Origin of the sequence: Streptomyces sp. NPDC006463, from assembly GCF_042870715.1 — a bacterium.
Classification (GTDB): Bacteria; Actinomycetota; Actinomycetes; order Streptomycetales; family Streptomycetaceae; genus Streptomyces.
The window spans coordinates 1-14,835 of sequence record NZ_JBIAHP010000005.1 but is presented as its reverse complement, the minus strand read 5'-3'; the positions used below and the strand labels follow the sequence as shown (position 1 = coordinate 14,835).

8 protein-coding genes are annotated in these 14,835 nt (G+C 74.0%); 5 read left to right on the top strand and 3 right to left on the bottom strand.

Features of this window, described 5'->3' with window-relative positions; translation table 11 throughout:
- Nucleotides 1–70: 70 nt before the first annotated feature.
- Together ACFYOB_RS10955 and ACFYOB_RS10950 are read left to right on the top strand one after the other, a co-directional pair.
- Nucleotides 71–2,302 carry an asparagine synthase-related protein gene (locus ACFYOB_RS10955; RefSeq protein WP_388557717.1) on the top strand — a complete coding sequence of 744 codons (2,232 nt, stop codon included), beginning with the start codon at nucleotides 71–73 and terminating at the stop codon, nucleotides 2,300–2,302.
- Between the two features lie 170 nt (nucleotides 2,303–2,472).
- A complete protein-coding gene (locus ACFYOB_RS10950; RefSeq protein WP_388557715.1) occupies nucleotides 2,473–5,745 on the top strand; it encodes an ATP-binding protein in 3,273 nt (1,090 codons plus the stop codon).
- Here the strand turns inward: ACFYOB_RS10950 and ACFYOB_RS10945 are convergent.
- Together ACFYOB_RS10945 and ACFYOB_RS10940 are read right to left on the bottom strand one after the other, a co-directional pair.
- Complete coding sequence (locus tag ACFYOB_RS10945; RefSeq protein ID WP_388557713.1) at nucleotides 5,732–7,777, bottom strand: sigma-70 family RNA polymerase sigma factor; 2,046 nt, start codon at nucleotides 7,775–7,777, stop codon at nucleotides 5,732–5,734. The two genes, ACFYOB_RS10950 and ACFYOB_RS10945, sit on opposite strands and share 14 nt — an antisense overlap.
- 136 nt (nucleotides 7,778–7,913) lie before the next feature.
- Complete coding sequence (locus ACFYOB_RS10940; RefSeq protein WP_388557711.1) at nucleotides 7,914–8,687, bottom strand: TetR/AcrR family transcriptional regulator; 774 nt, start codon at nucleotides 8,685–8,687, stop codon at nucleotides 7,914–7,916.
- 341 nt (nucleotides 8,688–9,028) lie between these two features.
- Between ACFYOB_RS10940 and ACFYOB_RS10935 the strand changes: the two genes are divergently transcribed.
- Nucleotides 9,029–10,447, top strand: coding sequence for an NAD(P)/FAD-dependent oxidoreductase (locus ACFYOB_RS10935; protein ID WP_388557710.1), 1,419 nt, complete (start codon nucleotides 9,029–9,031; stop codon nucleotides 10,445–10,447).
- Nucleotides 10,448–10,582: 135 nt separating this feature from the next.
- Entirely contained in the window at nucleotides 10,583–12,376 is a 1,794-nt protein-coding gene (locus ACFYOB_RS10930) for a SpoIIE family protein phosphatase (protein WP_388558663.1), read from the top strand.
- Between the two features lie 129 nt (nucleotides 12,377–12,505).
- Here ACFYOB_RS10930 and ACFYOB_RS10925 read toward each other — a convergent pair whose 3' ends face one another.
- Nucleotides 12,506–13,795, bottom strand: a complete 1,290-nt coding sequence (locus ACFYOB_RS10925) for an MFS transporter (protein WP_388558660.1) — start codon at nucleotides 13,793–13,795, stop codon at nucleotides 12,506–12,508.
- A gap of 130 nt (nucleotides 13,796–13,925) precedes the next feature.
- Here ACFYOB_RS10925 and ACFYOB_RS10920 point away from each other — a divergent pair, with 130 nt between their 5' ends.
- Complete coding sequence (locus ACFYOB_RS10920) at nucleotides 13,926–14,462, top strand: MarR family winged helix-turn-helix transcriptional regulator (protein WP_069921218.1); 537 nt, start codon at nucleotides 13,926–13,928, stop codon at nucleotides 14,460–14,462.
- Nucleotides 14,463–14,835: the final 373 nt, after the last annotated feature.

The following is a 14,835-nucleotide window of genomic DNA, read 5'->3' as shown; positions in this document are numbered from 1 at the left end:
CGGCCGCGCCCTCAGCGCCGACCGTGCTGCCCGTGCCCCGGTCATGTGCCCACAGGCTGGGGAGGCGGCGGTGCGCTGGTTGGTGGGTTGGAGCAGTATCGCCGCGAGCTTCGGCACGGCCGGCCGCGTCTTCGGCCAGGGCGGTTACGACCAAGACGGCTACGGCGAGAGCGGCGCACCCGTGCGCGGCGGCATCGCGGACGCCGCCCACCCGGGCGATCCCGGGGTGGACGCCGAGCGCACCGTCCACCCCGTCGGCGCCCAACTGCTCTGGGGCGATCCCGACCCGCTCTGGGCCGTCGGCGACTGGCGCCCTGACGAGATCCGCACCCTCACCGCAGACCCGGCCGATCCCTTCACCCGGCTCGCCGTCCTCGGCTGCTGCGGCGCGACCGACGCCGAACTGCGCCGCGCGCTCTACGCCGCCCGCGGCGGGGCCCTGCGCCACCTCACCCAGTGGCCCGGCAGCTACACCGCCGTCGTCCAGGCCGGCCGCCGGATCACCGTCGTCGGCGACCTCGCGGGCGCGCGGCCCGTCTTCTACACCCCCTGGGCGAGCGGCACGGCGTACGCCACCGCCGCCCTCCCGCTCGCCGACCTCATCGAGGCGCAGCTCGACGTCGGCCATCTCGCCGCCCTGCTGGCCTGCCCCGACAGCCCGGAGGCACTGGGCGACGGCACACCGTACGCCGGTGTCCGCCGCATCCCGCCCGGGCACGCGCTCATCCTGCGCGAGGGCTCCCGCGAGATCACCGGCTACGAGGCGGTCGCCTCGCTCGCGGTGGCCGCGCCCGAGTCCGAACCCGACCGCGCGGTGGAGGGCGTACGGGAAGCTTTGGTGGATGCCGTGCGCGCCCGGCTCACAGCGCCCCGCCATGCCCCCGACACATTGCCGCCGTACGATCCCGGCCCCGTGCCCGGCATGGGCCCCGCCGACCGGCGCGCGGCCCGCGGCGCCCCGGCACCGGGGGTGGGCGCCGACCTCTCCGGCGGCAGCGCCTCCGCGACCCTGGCCCTGCTCGCGGCCGGCCTGCCCGGAGCCCCGGGCAGCCTGGCCGGCCCGGGCGGGGCCCGGCTGCTGGCGGTCACCTTCAACGACCTGGCCACCCCGCAGGGCCGCGAACCGGAACTGGAGCGGGCCCGGGCCATCGCGGCCGACCCGCGCCTGCACCACGTCGTGGTGGCCGCCGCCGAGGAAGCCCTCCCGTACGCCGAACTCGACGGCCCGCTCACCGACGAACCCGGACCGTCCCTCGTCTTCGCCGCCCGCGAGCGGCGCCGGCTGGCCGCCGGCTCGGCCGACCACTTCACCGGCCACGGCGCCCGCCAGGTCCTCGACGCCCACCCGGCCCGCATGGCCGACCTCCTGATGGACCGCCGCCGCCGTCACCTGCTGCGCCCGGTGGCCGCCCTGGCCCGCTCGGCCTCCGCCTCCGGAGCTTCCGGAGAGTCCCTGCTGGTGCCGCTGACCGTGTACTCCGCGGCCCGCAGACTCGCCCGTACGCCGTACCGCACGGGCATGGAAGCCGCCGCGGCCAGACTCCGCGAGGGCGGGGTCACCGAGCGCGTCTTCGGTCCGGTGGACGCTTCCCTCGCCGCCCTGACCTGGTCCCGGCCGGGACCGGCGGCGGGCTGGCTGACGGGTGAGGCACTGGCGGAAGTATCGATCCGTCTCACGGCCGCCGCCGGCCGCCCTCCCCTGTCGCTGCGGCCGGGGGAGGCCCGCGCCCGCGCGCTGCTCGCCCGGCACGCCGCGGACCACCGGGTCTTCGAACAGGCCGTGGAGGTCCGCAGCCAGCGCCTGCACGCCCCCTTCCTGGACAACCAGGTCGTACGGGCGGCCCGCGCCCTCCCCGAATCCCTGCGCGTCCAGCCCGGGGCCCGGGCCGCGATCCTGCGCAGCGTCCTGTCCTCGGCCGGTGTACGGGAACTCCCGCCGGGCTGGGGTGTCACGGCCCATGCCCCGAACGAGACGGCCACCCGGCTGGGGCTGCGGGCGGCCCTGACCGAGCTGCTGTCGCTGTTCGCCTCACCGCTGCTGGCGGACGCCGGGCTGATCGACGCCCGCGTCGTCCAACAGGCCCTGCTCGACGCGGCGGACGGCCGCCCGGTCCCGCTGGACGGGCTGGCGGAACTCGTCTCGATGGAGCTGTGGCTGCACCGCCTCCTGGCCCGCCGCGGCACCTGCTGGACCGGCACGTCCACGGCCCGCCGCCGCGCGGTCCCGGCCCCTCCCCTCGACGCGCCGCTCGCGCGGCTCGGCCCCGGAGGGGCTCCCCGCCCGCTGCGCAGCGGCTCCTGACGCCGCGCCCAGCCGCCCCGGACTCCGGCCGTCGGCCGGCCGGGCCGCTTGCCGCCGATCAGGCGCGGCCCCGTACCGGATCGGGCGCGGCCCCGTACCGGCGGACCCGGGCCACGCGCACCGGCCGGGAAATCGCTGCCGCCCGCCGCCGGACCAGGCAGAATTGGCCGGTGCGGTATCTCATACTTGGCGCCACCGAGGCACGCGACGAGACCGGCGCCCCCCTCCCGATCGGCGGCGCCCGCCTGCGCGCGCTCCTCGCCGCCCTCGCCCTCCGCGGCGGCGGCCGGGCCTCCGTACCCGACCTCGTCGACGAGGTCTGGGGCGACGACCCGCCCCACGACGCCCCCGCCGCCCTCCAGGCGCTCGTCGCCCGGCTCCGCCGCGCCCTCGGCGGCCGGGACTCCGTCCACGCCGACCCCGTCGGCGGCTACCGCCTCGCCGCCGCCCGCGAGGACATCGACCTGCACCGCTTCACCCGGCTCGCCGCCCAAGGCGGCCGACAGCTCGACACCGATCCCGCTGCCGCCGCCGACACCCTGCGCACCGCCCTGGCCCTGTGGCGCGGACCCGCCCTCGCCGACCTGCCCGAGCCCGCCCGTACCGCCCACGCGGCCGCCACCGAAGCGCACCGCACCGCCGCCGTCCGCGACCGGATCGACGCCGAGCTCCGGAGCGGCTCCGCCGACCCGGCGTCCCTCCTCCCGGAGATCGAGGCGCTGATCCAGGAGCGCCCGTACGACGAGCCCCTGCGCGCCCAGCAGCTCCGCGCCCTCCGCGCGGCCGGCCGCCCCGCCGACGCGCTCGCCGCGTACGAGCGCACCCGCCGCGCCCTCGCCGGCGGTCTCGGCACCGACCCCGGGCCCGAACTCACCGCCCTGCAAGCGGAGCTGCTCCGGCCCGCGCCGCAGGTGCCCGCCGGCAACCTCCGCCCCCGCCTCACCTCCTTCGTCGGTCGCGAGCCCGAACTCGCCTCCCTGCACACCGACCTGGCCCGCCTCCGCCTCGTCACCCTCACCGGACCGGGCGGCTCCGGAAAGACCCGGCTCGCCGAGCACGCGGCCCGGGCCCATCCCGAACCCGGCTGGCTCGTCGAACTCGCCCGCCTCGACCACCCCGCGGCCGTACCCGGCGCCGTCCTCAGCGCCCTCGGCCTGCGCGAGAACACCCTGGTCGGCCGCGAGAAGACCACCGCCGACGACCCCACGGCCCAGCTCGTCGAGCACTGCGCGCAGCGCCGCCTGCTCCTCGTCCTCGACAACTGCGAACACGTCATCGGCGCCGCCGCCGAGCTGGCCGAGGAGATCCTCACCCACTGCCCCGGCGTCCGGATCCTGGCCACCAGCCGTGAACCCCTCGGCGTGCCCGGCGAAACCGTCCGCCCCGTCGACCCGCTCCCGCCCGACCACGCGCACCGTCTCTTCGCCGACCGCGCCGCCGCCGTCCGCCCCGGTTTCACCCCCGCCGCGGACCCGGAGGCCGTCGCCGAGATCTGCGCCCGCCTCGACGGCCTGCCGCTCGCGATCGAACTGGCCGCGGCCCGGCTGCGGCTGCTCACCCCGCGCCAGATCGCCGACCGCCTCGACGACCGCTTCCGGCTCCTGACCAGCGGCGCCCGGACCCTCCTGCCGCGACAGCAGACCCTGCGCGCCGTCGTCGACTGGTCCTGGGACCTGCTCGACGAGCCCGAGCGGGCGGTGCTGCGCCGCCTGTCCGTCTTCGCCGGCGGCTGCGACCTGCCGGCCGCCGAAGCCGTCTGCACCGCCTCGGACTCCGCCTCCGCCTCGGACTCCGCCTCCGCCTCGGACTCCGCCTCCGCCTCGGACTCCGCCTCCGACTCCGACTTCGACGCCGACGGCCACAGCCCCGACGTCGCCCACGTCCTGGGCTCCCTCGTCGACAAGTCCCTCGTCCTGGCCGAACCGGGCCCCGAGCCCGGCGACGGCATGCGCTACCGGATGCTGGAGACCATCCACGAGTACGCCGCCGAGCGCGCGGCCGCGCACCCCGCCGACCGCGCCGCCGCCGCCCACCGCCACGCCGCGCACTTCCTGTCCCTCGCCGAGGAGGCGGAACCCCTCCTGAGGTCCGCCGCCCAGCTCCCGTGGATCCGCCGCGTCGAGACCGAGCTCGACAACCTCCGCGCCGCGCTCCTCCACACCACCGCCGCCGGGACCACCGAGTGCGCCCAGCGCCTCGCGCTCGCCCTCGGCTGGTTCTGGTGGCTGCGCAACTACCGCGCCGAGGGCGCCCAATGGGCCGAGCGCGTCCTGGCCGTCACCCCCGCCGAGCAGCCCGAGGGCACGCCCGAGTACTGGCGCTTCATGCGCCTGCGGCTCCTGCACCTCATCCTGCTCGGCGACGGCCGTTCGCCCGAGGAGTTCGGCACCCCGCAGAACGTCGCGCTCGCCGCCGAGATGCAGCGGGTGTTCGCCAGCGGCGGCCCCGAGGCCGCCCGGTTCCCCGGCATGCTCTGGCCGATGACGGCCTTCCTGACCGGCGGCACCATCGACTTCCGTGCCGGGCTGGAGATGACCGTCGCCAACTGCCGCAGCCACGGCGGCGACTGGGAAGTGGGCGTCACCCTCATGCTCCGCACCCATGTGGCCATCGACATCACCGGAGGCCTGCCCGCCGTCGACGCCGACCTCGCCGAACTGCACGAGATCGCCAGCCGGGTCGGTGACCGCTGGACCCGCGGCCAGGTCGCCAGCGCCGCCGGCGAGGTGGCGCTCTCCCGCGGCCGCTACGACCAGGCCCGCGCCGAGTACGAGGAGTGCCTGCGCCTGGCCCGCGAGGTCGGCGCCCACACCGAGGCGCCCTTCGCCCTCGCGCGCCTCGCGGAGGCCGCCTTCTGCGCCGGGAACTTCGACGAGTCCGAGCGCCTGGTGGCGCAGGCCCACGGCGAAGCCGAACAGTACGCGCACGGCGGCATCTACGACATCCAGGCCTACGGCGGCCTCCTCACCGCGATGCTCGCCCTCGTACGCGGGGACCACGGCCGGGCCCGCTCCGCCTGCGAACGCGCCCGGACCGCGGCCGGCAAGATCACGGTGCCCCCGCAGCTCACCGCCGGGCTCGACAACATCGAAGCCGTCCTCACCGCCCGCGAACACGGCCCGGAGGCCGGCCTCGCCAAGCTCGGGCCGGCCCTGGCCGTCGCCGTCGCCGCACATTGCGCCGAGCGCGTCCTGGCCTCGCTCACCGACACCGCGGCCGTGCTGCTGGCCGCCGCCGACCGCGCCGCGGAGGCCGTACGGCTGCTCGCGGCGGCCACCGCTTGGCGCGCGGGCCACCCGCGCTCGGTCCCGGAACAGGCCGCGGTCGGCGGACTCCCGGACGACACGCGCGCCGTGCTGGGCCCCGAACGCTACGGGGAGGAGGAGGCGGCGGGCGCCGTACTCTCCCCGGCCGAGGTCGTCACCCTCCTCACCGGCAGCTGATCACGGCGTCGGCCCAGCTCGCCAGGGTCGGCCCACTGCCCTGTCCGGTCGGCTCCACCACCAGCCGCAGCGTCTTGCGCCCGGCCAGCGGGACGTCGACGGCGGCGGTCTGGTCCTCGTAGCCGAGCGCGCCCGACCGCCACAGCTGCTGCCCGTCGGCGTACACGGAGAACCGCACCGTGCCGTCGGTGAGCAGAGACAGCCCGTCCACCCCGGCCCGCGCCGAGAAGGCCGTGCACTGCCGGTTGAGGGTGATCTCCACGGAGGAACGGGAGTTCACGGTGATCCCCTGCCCGAACCGCCGGTCGCCCACCTCCAGGCCCCAGCGCTGCCACACCCAGCTGCTGCGCCAGGTCTGGAGCTCCGGGTCGCGGTGGTCCCCGTACGCCGACTGGCCGAGCCGGGCCAGCTGGAACCCCTGCGGCGGCGTCGGCGGAAGCACGGGTGCGGGGGTGGGCTTCGCCGAGGTCCGGCTCGGAGCCGGGGTCGGCGAGGGCTTCTCGGCGCTGGGCGAGGGAGTCGGCGCGGGCGAGGGGCGAGCGGGCGCGGGCGCGGCGGGCGTGGCAGGCGCCGGACTCCGCGGAGGTACGGAGTCCCGCGCGGGCGGCGGCTCCGCCCCCGGCGGGCCCGGCTCCGGCTGGGGCGGCTCGGGCGAGGCGGCGGGCGCGTCCGGCACCACCGGAGCCGCCGCGCCGGGTACGGGCTTCGCCTGGGCCTGGGGCGCTGTGTCGTCCCCGGCCAGTGCGAACACCACACCGGCGGCCGCGGCGACCGCGATCCCGGCGGCGATGGCGGCCTTGACCGGCAGCCCCAGCCCCTCGGAGATCACGGCGGCGCCGACCCCGGCCCCGGCCCCCCCGGCGGCTCCGCCAGCAGCCCCCGCGCCACCGGCAGCGCCCGCCCCAGCGGCCCCACCGGCAGCCCCGGTGCTCGCAGCCCCGGCGCTCGCAGTCCCGGCCCCGGCAGTCCCGGCCCCCGCGGTCGACCCGCCGACGGCGGCCGCGGCCACCCCGGCTCCACCCGCGGCGACGGCACCACCGGCCACCACCCCCGCGGCCTTGGCCGCGTACCCGGCGGCGAACCACCCGATGACGGCGACCGGAAGCAGCGCGGGAATGCCCGCGTTGACGTCTCTGAGCTCCCTGGCGGCCAGCCGGCACTTCGCGCACTCCTCCAGGTGCCCCCGCAGCCCCCGCTCCGCCCGCATCCGCAGCCCGCCGCGCGCGTACGCGCCCAGCCGGTCCGAGTAGCGCGCGCAGTCGCCGCCCGCACTCAGCGCCGAACTCACATGGGCCTGCAGATACGCCTGCTTGAGCCCCTCACGGGCGCGACTGGCCAGCACCGCCGTCGCGTTGGCGCTCAGCCCGAACAGCGGCGCGATCGCGCTCGGCGAGGCCTCCTCCACGGTGGTGTGCCACAGCACGGCCTGCCACCGCTCGGGCAGACTCCGGAAGGCCTGCATGGCGAGGGACTGCTCTGCCTCGTGCATCGCCCGGACGTCCGCGCCCAGTTCGAGGGTGTCGTCCCCGGACAGGCCGGACAGGCGGGACAGCCCGGCCCCGCCCTCCGTGCCTGTGGCCGCCTGCTCGGCGAAGACGGCGAAGTCCTCGACGAGATGCTCCCGCCTCGCGGTCTTCGTCCAGGCCGCGGCGACCCTGCGCACGGTGGTCAGCAGGTAGGCCCGTACCGACTGGTCCGGGCCGGCTCCGCCCCGTACCGCCTGCAGCGTCCGCGCGAACACCTCGGCGGTCAGGTCGTCGGCGGTGTGCGCGTCCCGGCAGCAGGACCGCGCGTAGCGGCGTACGGAATCGGCGTGCCGGCGGAACAGCTCCTCGTACGCACCATCGTCGCCACCCCGCATCCGGGCGATCAGGTCCCCGTCGGACGGGGGCAGTTGGGCTCCGGTGCCCGCCGAGGCGCGGTGCCGGCCCCGCGGTTCGCGCTGAGCGGGTACCTGGCGTGCGGGCAGGCTGCCCGTCTCGACCTCGCCACCGGTACCACCGAGTGGCCCTTCCCGCCCGTCAACGCTCATCGCGGAAGCCCCCGCACGACACACTCAACCGGTACACCGATCAAGCGTGTCACACGGGTGCCACGCGTCGAACCCTTTTGCACACCATGCACTCATCCGGGGACAGTCCGGCGAAATCCCGCACTGTCACCCGGAATCACACCGTGCGGGACCGCAGCCCTTCGAGCAGGATGTCGAGCAGCCGGGTCGAGGCCGCCGCCTGCTGCGCCGGGTCGGGCAGCGCGGGCGCCGCCGTGGCGATCACGAGCAGCACATCGGCCACCGTGACGTCGGTCCGCAGCTCACCGGCCTCCCGTGCACGGTCCACCAGCCGGCCGACGACCTCCAGCAGCGCACCGGCGCCCGAGTCGTCCGACGGTTCGTCCTCGATCGCCGGCCGGGTGCCCACGACGCGCAGCTCGGGAGCCCCGCTCGCCGCGACCGCCTGGCGCTGGTGCGGAACCCGCGCCGCCGCGGACTCCTCGACGCCGTCCTCGACCGCCGAGCCCACCCGGAGCACCTGCGGCGGCAGCAGCCGCCCGGCACCCGAGGCCACGGAGGTGCGCAGGAAGCGCGACAGCGCCTGCCACGGCTCCTCCTCCTGGCCCAGCGCGGTCCTGGCCTGCTCGGTCAGCCGGGCGGTCTCCTCCTCGGCTATTCGGCGGACCAGGACGTCCTTGCTCGGGAAGCGCCGGTACACCGTGCCGACGCCGACGCGCGCGCGTCGCGCCACGTCCTCCATCGGGGCCCCGTAGCCCAGTTCGCCGAAGACCTCGCGGGCCGCGCGCAGGACGTGCTCCAGATTTCGCTGCGCGTCGACGCGCAGCGGCGTGGACCGCCCCACTCCGTGCGTGGTGCCGCCTGCGAGACCGCGACCGTTGCTCTCGACCGAGAGCGCGGTCGCAGAACCATGGAAATCGGAAATGTTCATATGTTTCCCCCGGTAATCATTTCGTCTCCCCCCGGAGACACTCCCCGCCTTCACGTCGAGGGGGCCACGGTCATGTGGGCCCGGTCTTACTCCTCGACGAGATACGAACATAGTTGAGCCAGAGTCAATTCAGAAGGGGCAGCCCCGGACGGAGCACCGCCCGATCGGAGCATTCACACCCACTTTTCCGTTACACCTCCTCGGAATCACCCCTTCCGCATGCTCTGACCTGCGAATCTCCACCCCTCTCCATGGTCCGGTTCGACCCCGTCCCAGCACTACCTCCGGTCACACAATCTGTCGGGGCTGTGGACAAACTCCCGGCCACGTTGCGTCATGGGATGGTGAAGGCTGCTAACTCCCCGGGCACGGACCCCGGTACCCCGCCCCGCACCCGCATCCTGGTCGTCGGCGGCGGCTACGTCGGCATGTACACAGCGCTCAGGCTCCAGAGAAAGCTGAGAGCCGACGAAGCCGAGGTCACGGTGGTCACCCCCGAGCCCTACATGACCTACCAGCCCTTCCTCCCCGAAGCAGCCGCGGGCTCGATCTCCCCCCGCCACGTCGTGGTCCCGCTCCGCCGGGTCCTCGGCAAATGCCGCATCGTCATCGGCGAGGCCCAGCGCATCGACCACGCCAAACGGACGGCGACCGTCACCACCCTCGCCACCGAGGAGGAAGGCACCGGCGCCGTCGAGATCGAGTACGACGAACTCGTCCTCGCCCCCGGCTCCATCTCCCGCACCCTCCCCATCCCGGGACTCGCCGACTACGGCATCGGGTTCAAGACTGTCGAAGAGGCCATCGGCCTGCGCAACCACGTCATCGAACAGATGGACATCGCCTCCTCCACCCGCGACCCCGCCATCCGCGACGCCGCCCTCACCTTCGTCTTCGTCGGCGGCGGCTACGCGGGCGTCGAAGCCCTCGGCGAACTGGAGGACATGGCCCGCTACGCCGCGCGGTACTACCACAACGTCAAGGCCGAGGACATGAAGTGGGTCCTGGTCGAGGCCAGCGACCGGATCCTTCCCGAGGTCGGCCCCGAGATGGGCGTCTACACGGTCCGCGAACTGCGCCGCCGGGGCATCGACGTCCGCCTGGAGACCCGGCTCGAATCCTGCGAGAACCGCGTCGCCGTCCTCAGCGACGGCGCGCGCTTCCCCACCCGCACCGTCGTGTGGACCGCAGGAGTCAAACCCCACCCGATCCTCGCCGCCTCCGACCTGCCGAAGAACGAGCGCGGCCGCCTGGCCTGCACCTCCTTCCTCACCGTCGAGGGCGTCGAACACGCCTGGGCCGCCGGCGACGCGGCGGCCGTCCCCGACATCACCGCGGCGCAGCCGGGCCGCGAATGCGCCCCCAACGCCCAGCACGCGGTCCGCCAGGCCAAAGTCCTCGCCGACAACCTCATCGCCGCCCTGCGCGACGAAGTCCTCACCGAGTACGCCCACAAGTACGTCGGCTCCGTCGCCTCCCTCGGCCTCCACAAGGGCGTCGCGCACATCTACGGCCGCAAGCTCAAGGGCTACCCGGCCTGGTTCATGCACCGCACATACCACCTCAGCCGCGTCCCCACCTTCAACCGCAAGATGCGCGTCCTCGCGGAATGGACCCTCTCCGGTCTTTTCAAGCGGGAGATCGTCTCCCTAGGCTCACTCGAACACCCCAGGGCAGAATTCGAACTCGCCGCAGGCGGCGGCCCCAAGGAACCCCCGCCGAACCCCGCTCCCAACCCCCCGCAGGACAGCCAGGGCTGACGTTGTCAGTGCGGTCGGCCACACTGGACGTGTGACCATAGGTGGGCTCACACCTGCACAGAGTGACAACGTCCCGTCAGCGACCGACCACCAGCGACACAGCGACCACTTGCGACACCACGAGGCTTGAACGCAGTGAACTTCACGCGCTGGAGCGCCCGGTTTCCCGGAACGCAGCGCCGCGCCGCCGCCCGGACCGAACACGCCGCCGCCCAGGCCAAGCGGGGTGAAGGCTCCGTCCCGGCAGCCCGCGGCGGCCGCGCCGACCCCGGAACCGAGCGGTCCGCGCCCGCCGCGGACGGCCGCCCCGCCGACCCCACGGTCTGCGGCACCGGCAGCGGATCCGGCACCACCCCGGCCGTCGCCCCCGTGCCGAGGACGGGCGTCGTCGCCACGGTGCCCACCCCCGACGAGCTCTCCGTACGCGAGGTCCTCGGCCGCCTGCCGGCCCTGGTCGCCCTCGTCCACGGACCCGAGCACCGCGTCGCCTACGTCAACGACGCCTACACCGCCGGCTTCGGCGCCCGCACCCCCGGCGCCCCCGCCCACGAGGCCCTTCCCGAGCTCGGCGAGCTCGGCCTGCTGCCCCTCCTCGACCAGGTCCAGCGCAGTGGCAGGCCCCGTACCGCCAAGAACCGCACGACACCCGGCGGCACCAGCTCGTACACCGTCACCTGCACCCCGGTGGAGTTCCCCCGGTCCGCCCCCGGGCGGGGCCCCGACCCGGACCCCGACCACACCGGGATCCTGATCCACCTCGCCGACGTCACCGACCACGCCGAGGCCGTCGAACGCCTGCGCGCCAGCGAGCGCCGTCAGCGCGAGGCCGCCGTCACCCTCCAGCGCTCCCTCCTCCCGCAGGAACTCGAACAGCCCGACGACCTGCGCGTCGCCGCCACCTACCAGCCCGGCGGCACCGAGGCGGCCGTCGGCGGCGACTGGTACGACGTCATCACCCTCGGCGCCGGCCGCACCGCCCTCGTCATCGGCGACGTCATGGGCCGCGGGGTCCGCGCCGCCGCCGTCATGGGCCAGCTCCGTACGGCCGTCCGCGCGTACGCCCGCCTCGACCTGCCCCCGCACGAGGTGCTCCAGCTCCTCGACGGCCTCGCCGCCGAGATCGACGCCAGCCAGATCGCCACCTGCGTCTACGCGGTCCACGACCCCAACGAGGGCCTGCTCGCGTACGCCTCCGCCGGCCACCTCCCGATCCTGGTCCGCGACGAGGACGGCACCGTCCGCAGAGCCGCCGACCCCACCGGCCCGCCGCTGGGCACCGGCGGCTGGCTCCACACCTCGGGCACCATCGCCCTGGGCCCAGGCTCCACCGCCGTCCTCTACACCGACGGCCTGGTCGAACGCCGCGGCGAGGACATCGACGAAGGCGTCGCCGCCCTGGAGCGCGCCCTCTCCGGCGCCCAGGGCACCCCGGCCGTCATCTGCGACCGCCTGATGCGCGCCCTCGGCGTGGACGCCGACCACGACGACGACGTCGCCGTGATGGTCCTCCAGCAGCCGGCCCGCACCGGCGCCGACGCCGAGCTCTTCCACAACGCCGCCCTGGACCTCCTCGGCGGCATCGAAGCCGCCCCGCGCGCCCGCGCCTTCGCACAGGGAGTCCTCGCCTCCTGGCGTTTCCCGGTCGAGCTGTGCGATCTCGGCGTACTGGCCGCGAGCGAGCTGGTCGCGAACTCCCTCCAGCACGGCACCCCGCCCATGCGCCTACGGCTGCGCCGCACAGACCGCCGGCTGATCATCGAGGTCACCGACGGGGACGACCACCTCCCGCGCCGCCGCCGCGCCGAACCGGCCGACGAGACCGGCCGCGGCATCTCGATCGTCGCCACCATCGCCTCGTCCTGGGGCTGCCGCCGCACCCCGGGCGGCGGCAAGGCCGTGTGGTGCGAGTTCGCGCTGCCGGAGAAGTAGCCGCAGTACACCCAAGACACCGAAGACACCCAAGACACCGAAAACACGGAAGGCCCCGGTCCACAGGACCGGGGCCTTCCACACGTCAGCACTGCGCAGTGCGTACTGAGCCCTGCGTATCCGTACTACTTACACGGCCACGGGCTCGGAGACCTTGGCCGGCGCAGCCGCAGACCCCTGCGCCACGACCCTGCTCACCGACGACGGGTTGTCCTGCACCGCGCTCAGCTGCTTGCCGAGCCGCAGCGCGAGCCAGGAGATACCGAGCGACACGAGCAGGAAGGTCCCGATGTAGAGCATCGGAACGCCCGCACCCAGCGGCACTCCGAGCGGCCCCAGTGCCAGCGCCATCTGCTTGACCAGCGCGAAGGCCGAGTTGTACTGGCCCACGGAGCCCTCCGGAGCCAGGTCCGCCACCAGCGGCGCGAGGGTCGGCGACAGCATGGCCTCGCCGATGCCGAAGAGCGCGTACGTGGAGACGAACGCGGCGGCGGCCATCATCGCGCTGCCGTGCCCCAGACCCGAGAACCCGGCGATGACCCACGCCACGGTCCAGATCAGCCCGACCAGGGCGATCACACGGGACCGGCGGCGCTTCTCGACCAGCCGCAGCACGACGAACTGCGCCACGACGATCGCACCGGTGTTGGCGGCGAGCGCGAAGCCCAGCGTCGAGGGGGAGATCCCGGCGGCCTCGGTACCGAAGGCGGCCAGACCCGACTCGAACTGTCCGTAGCAGGCGAAGAAGAGCACGAAGCCCAGGACGCACAGCTGCACCATGGCCTTGTGTCGCAGCAGCCGCTTCCACGCGCCGCCGCCGGCCTGGGACGGGTCCTTCGGTACGGCGTCCTTGATGCTCGGCACGCGCGGCAGGCGCACGGTGAGGATGATCCCCGCCAGCACCAGGAACATCACGGCCTCGATGCCGAAGAGCAGGGTGAAGCTGCCGGGCCGGCTCTCGTCGACGATCTGGCCGCCGATGAGACCGCCGATGCCCAGGCCCAGGTTCTGCATGAAGAACTGCATGGCGAAGGCACGCGTCCGGGTGGACGGCGTGGAGCACCACACGATCATCGTGGCGAGGGCCGGCTGCATCACGGCCTGCCCGGCGCCGAGCGTCAGGGCCGACAGCAGGATCGGCACGATGCCGGTGGAGAGCCCGAGGGAGAGCGCACCCGTCGAGGCGGCGACCGCCGCACCGATGACCACGGGGACCGGACCACGTCGGTCGATGACCCGACCGGTGAGGGGCAACGCGACAAGGGCGCCCAGGGCGAACGCCACGAACGCACTCGTGGCGGCCATGGAGCCCAGACCTCGCACCTGCGCCACATAGATGTAGAGGAACGGAACCGTGAAACCGATGCCGAACGCGGTCAGCGCGTTGCCGGCCTGGATCCGCCGCAACGCAGCGCCCATCACCTTGGTCACTTCACCTGCCTTGAGAGCCGAAGACTGAAGACTTCAGAACTTCATACCTAAATTTCGATCCTTAACTCTACACACCGAAGGAGTTAGACGCCAACGGGTTCGTGCGATACTTCGACCCATGGGTGACACCCCCGACGGCACTACGCCCGTCCACGAACCGAGCCTCGATGAGCAGATCGCCGTCTACCAGCGCGAGTTCCAGGACCTCGACCCGCAGGTCGAGAAGGTGGTGTCGGCGCTGAGCCGTCTGAACCGCCGCATGAACGTCGCGTACGGACGCCAGACCGCGGCCCTGGGCATCAGCAACGCGGAGTGGGAGGTCCTCAAGGCCCTCGTCATCTCCGGAGCCCCGTACCGGATGGGCCCGAGCGAACTCGCGAAGCAGCTGGGCCTCACGCCGGCGGCGATGACCCACCGGATCGACCGCATGACGGCGGAAGGACTGGTCACCCGCGAGCGCGACGAGTCCAACCGGGTCCGCGTGATCGTGGAGCTCACCGACGAGGGCCGCAGCAAGTGGCTGGACGCGATGCGCGCCGCCACGGTCTTCGAGGAGGACCTCCTCCAGGACCTCTCCACCGCGGAGCGCGGGGTGCTGGGCGACATGCTCACGCGGCTGCTGGACCGCGTGGAGGACCTCCAGTCCCCCAGCTGACCACCCAAGTTGACACGGCCCCCGAGGATCCGTAAGGTTCTTCGAGTTGTCCCAGAGCCGGAAGGTTTTGGAGGCAACGAATCCCGCCGCCTCGTAGCGGCACCCAACTCAGCACGATCTCCCACTGGGAACGAATTCGGCATGCCCGTATTCATTTCCGAAGGCCGATTATGAATCGCCGGGGAAATCCACTAGAGTTCGGGAGTCGGAAGGGCCCAACAGCCCGGAAGACAAACCCCGCTGACTGGGGGTCAGACACGAAAGAGTCTGATAGAGTCGGAAACGCAAGAACACAGAACGAAAGCCCGGAGGAAAGCCCGAGAGGGTGAGTACAAAGGAAGCGTCCGTTCCTTGAGAACTCAACAGCGTGCCA

Excerpts from the sequence above, each read along its gene's own strand:
- ACFYOB_RS10925 (WP_388558660.1), bottom strand. The coding sequence starts at position 13,795 with ATGGGCGCTGCGTTGCGGCGGATCCAGGCCGGCAACGCGCTGACCGCG.
- ACFYOB_RS10935 (WP_388557710.1), top strand. The coding sequence starts at position 9,029 with ATGGTGAAGGCTGCTAACTCCCCGGGCACGGACCCCGGTACCCCGCCC.
- ACFYOB_RS10920 (WP_069921218.1), top strand. The coding sequence starts at position 13,926 with ATGGGTGACACCCCCGACGGCACTACGCCCGTCCACGAACCGAGCCTC.
- ACFYOB_RS10940 (WP_388557711.1), bottom strand. The coding sequence starts at position 8,687 with ATGAACATTTCCGATTTCCATGGTTCTGCGACCGCGCTCTCGGTCGAG.
- ACFYOB_RS10945 (WP_388557713.1), bottom strand. The coding sequence starts at position 7,777 with ATGAGCGTTGACGGGCGGGAAGGGCCACTCGGTGGTACCGGTGGCGAG.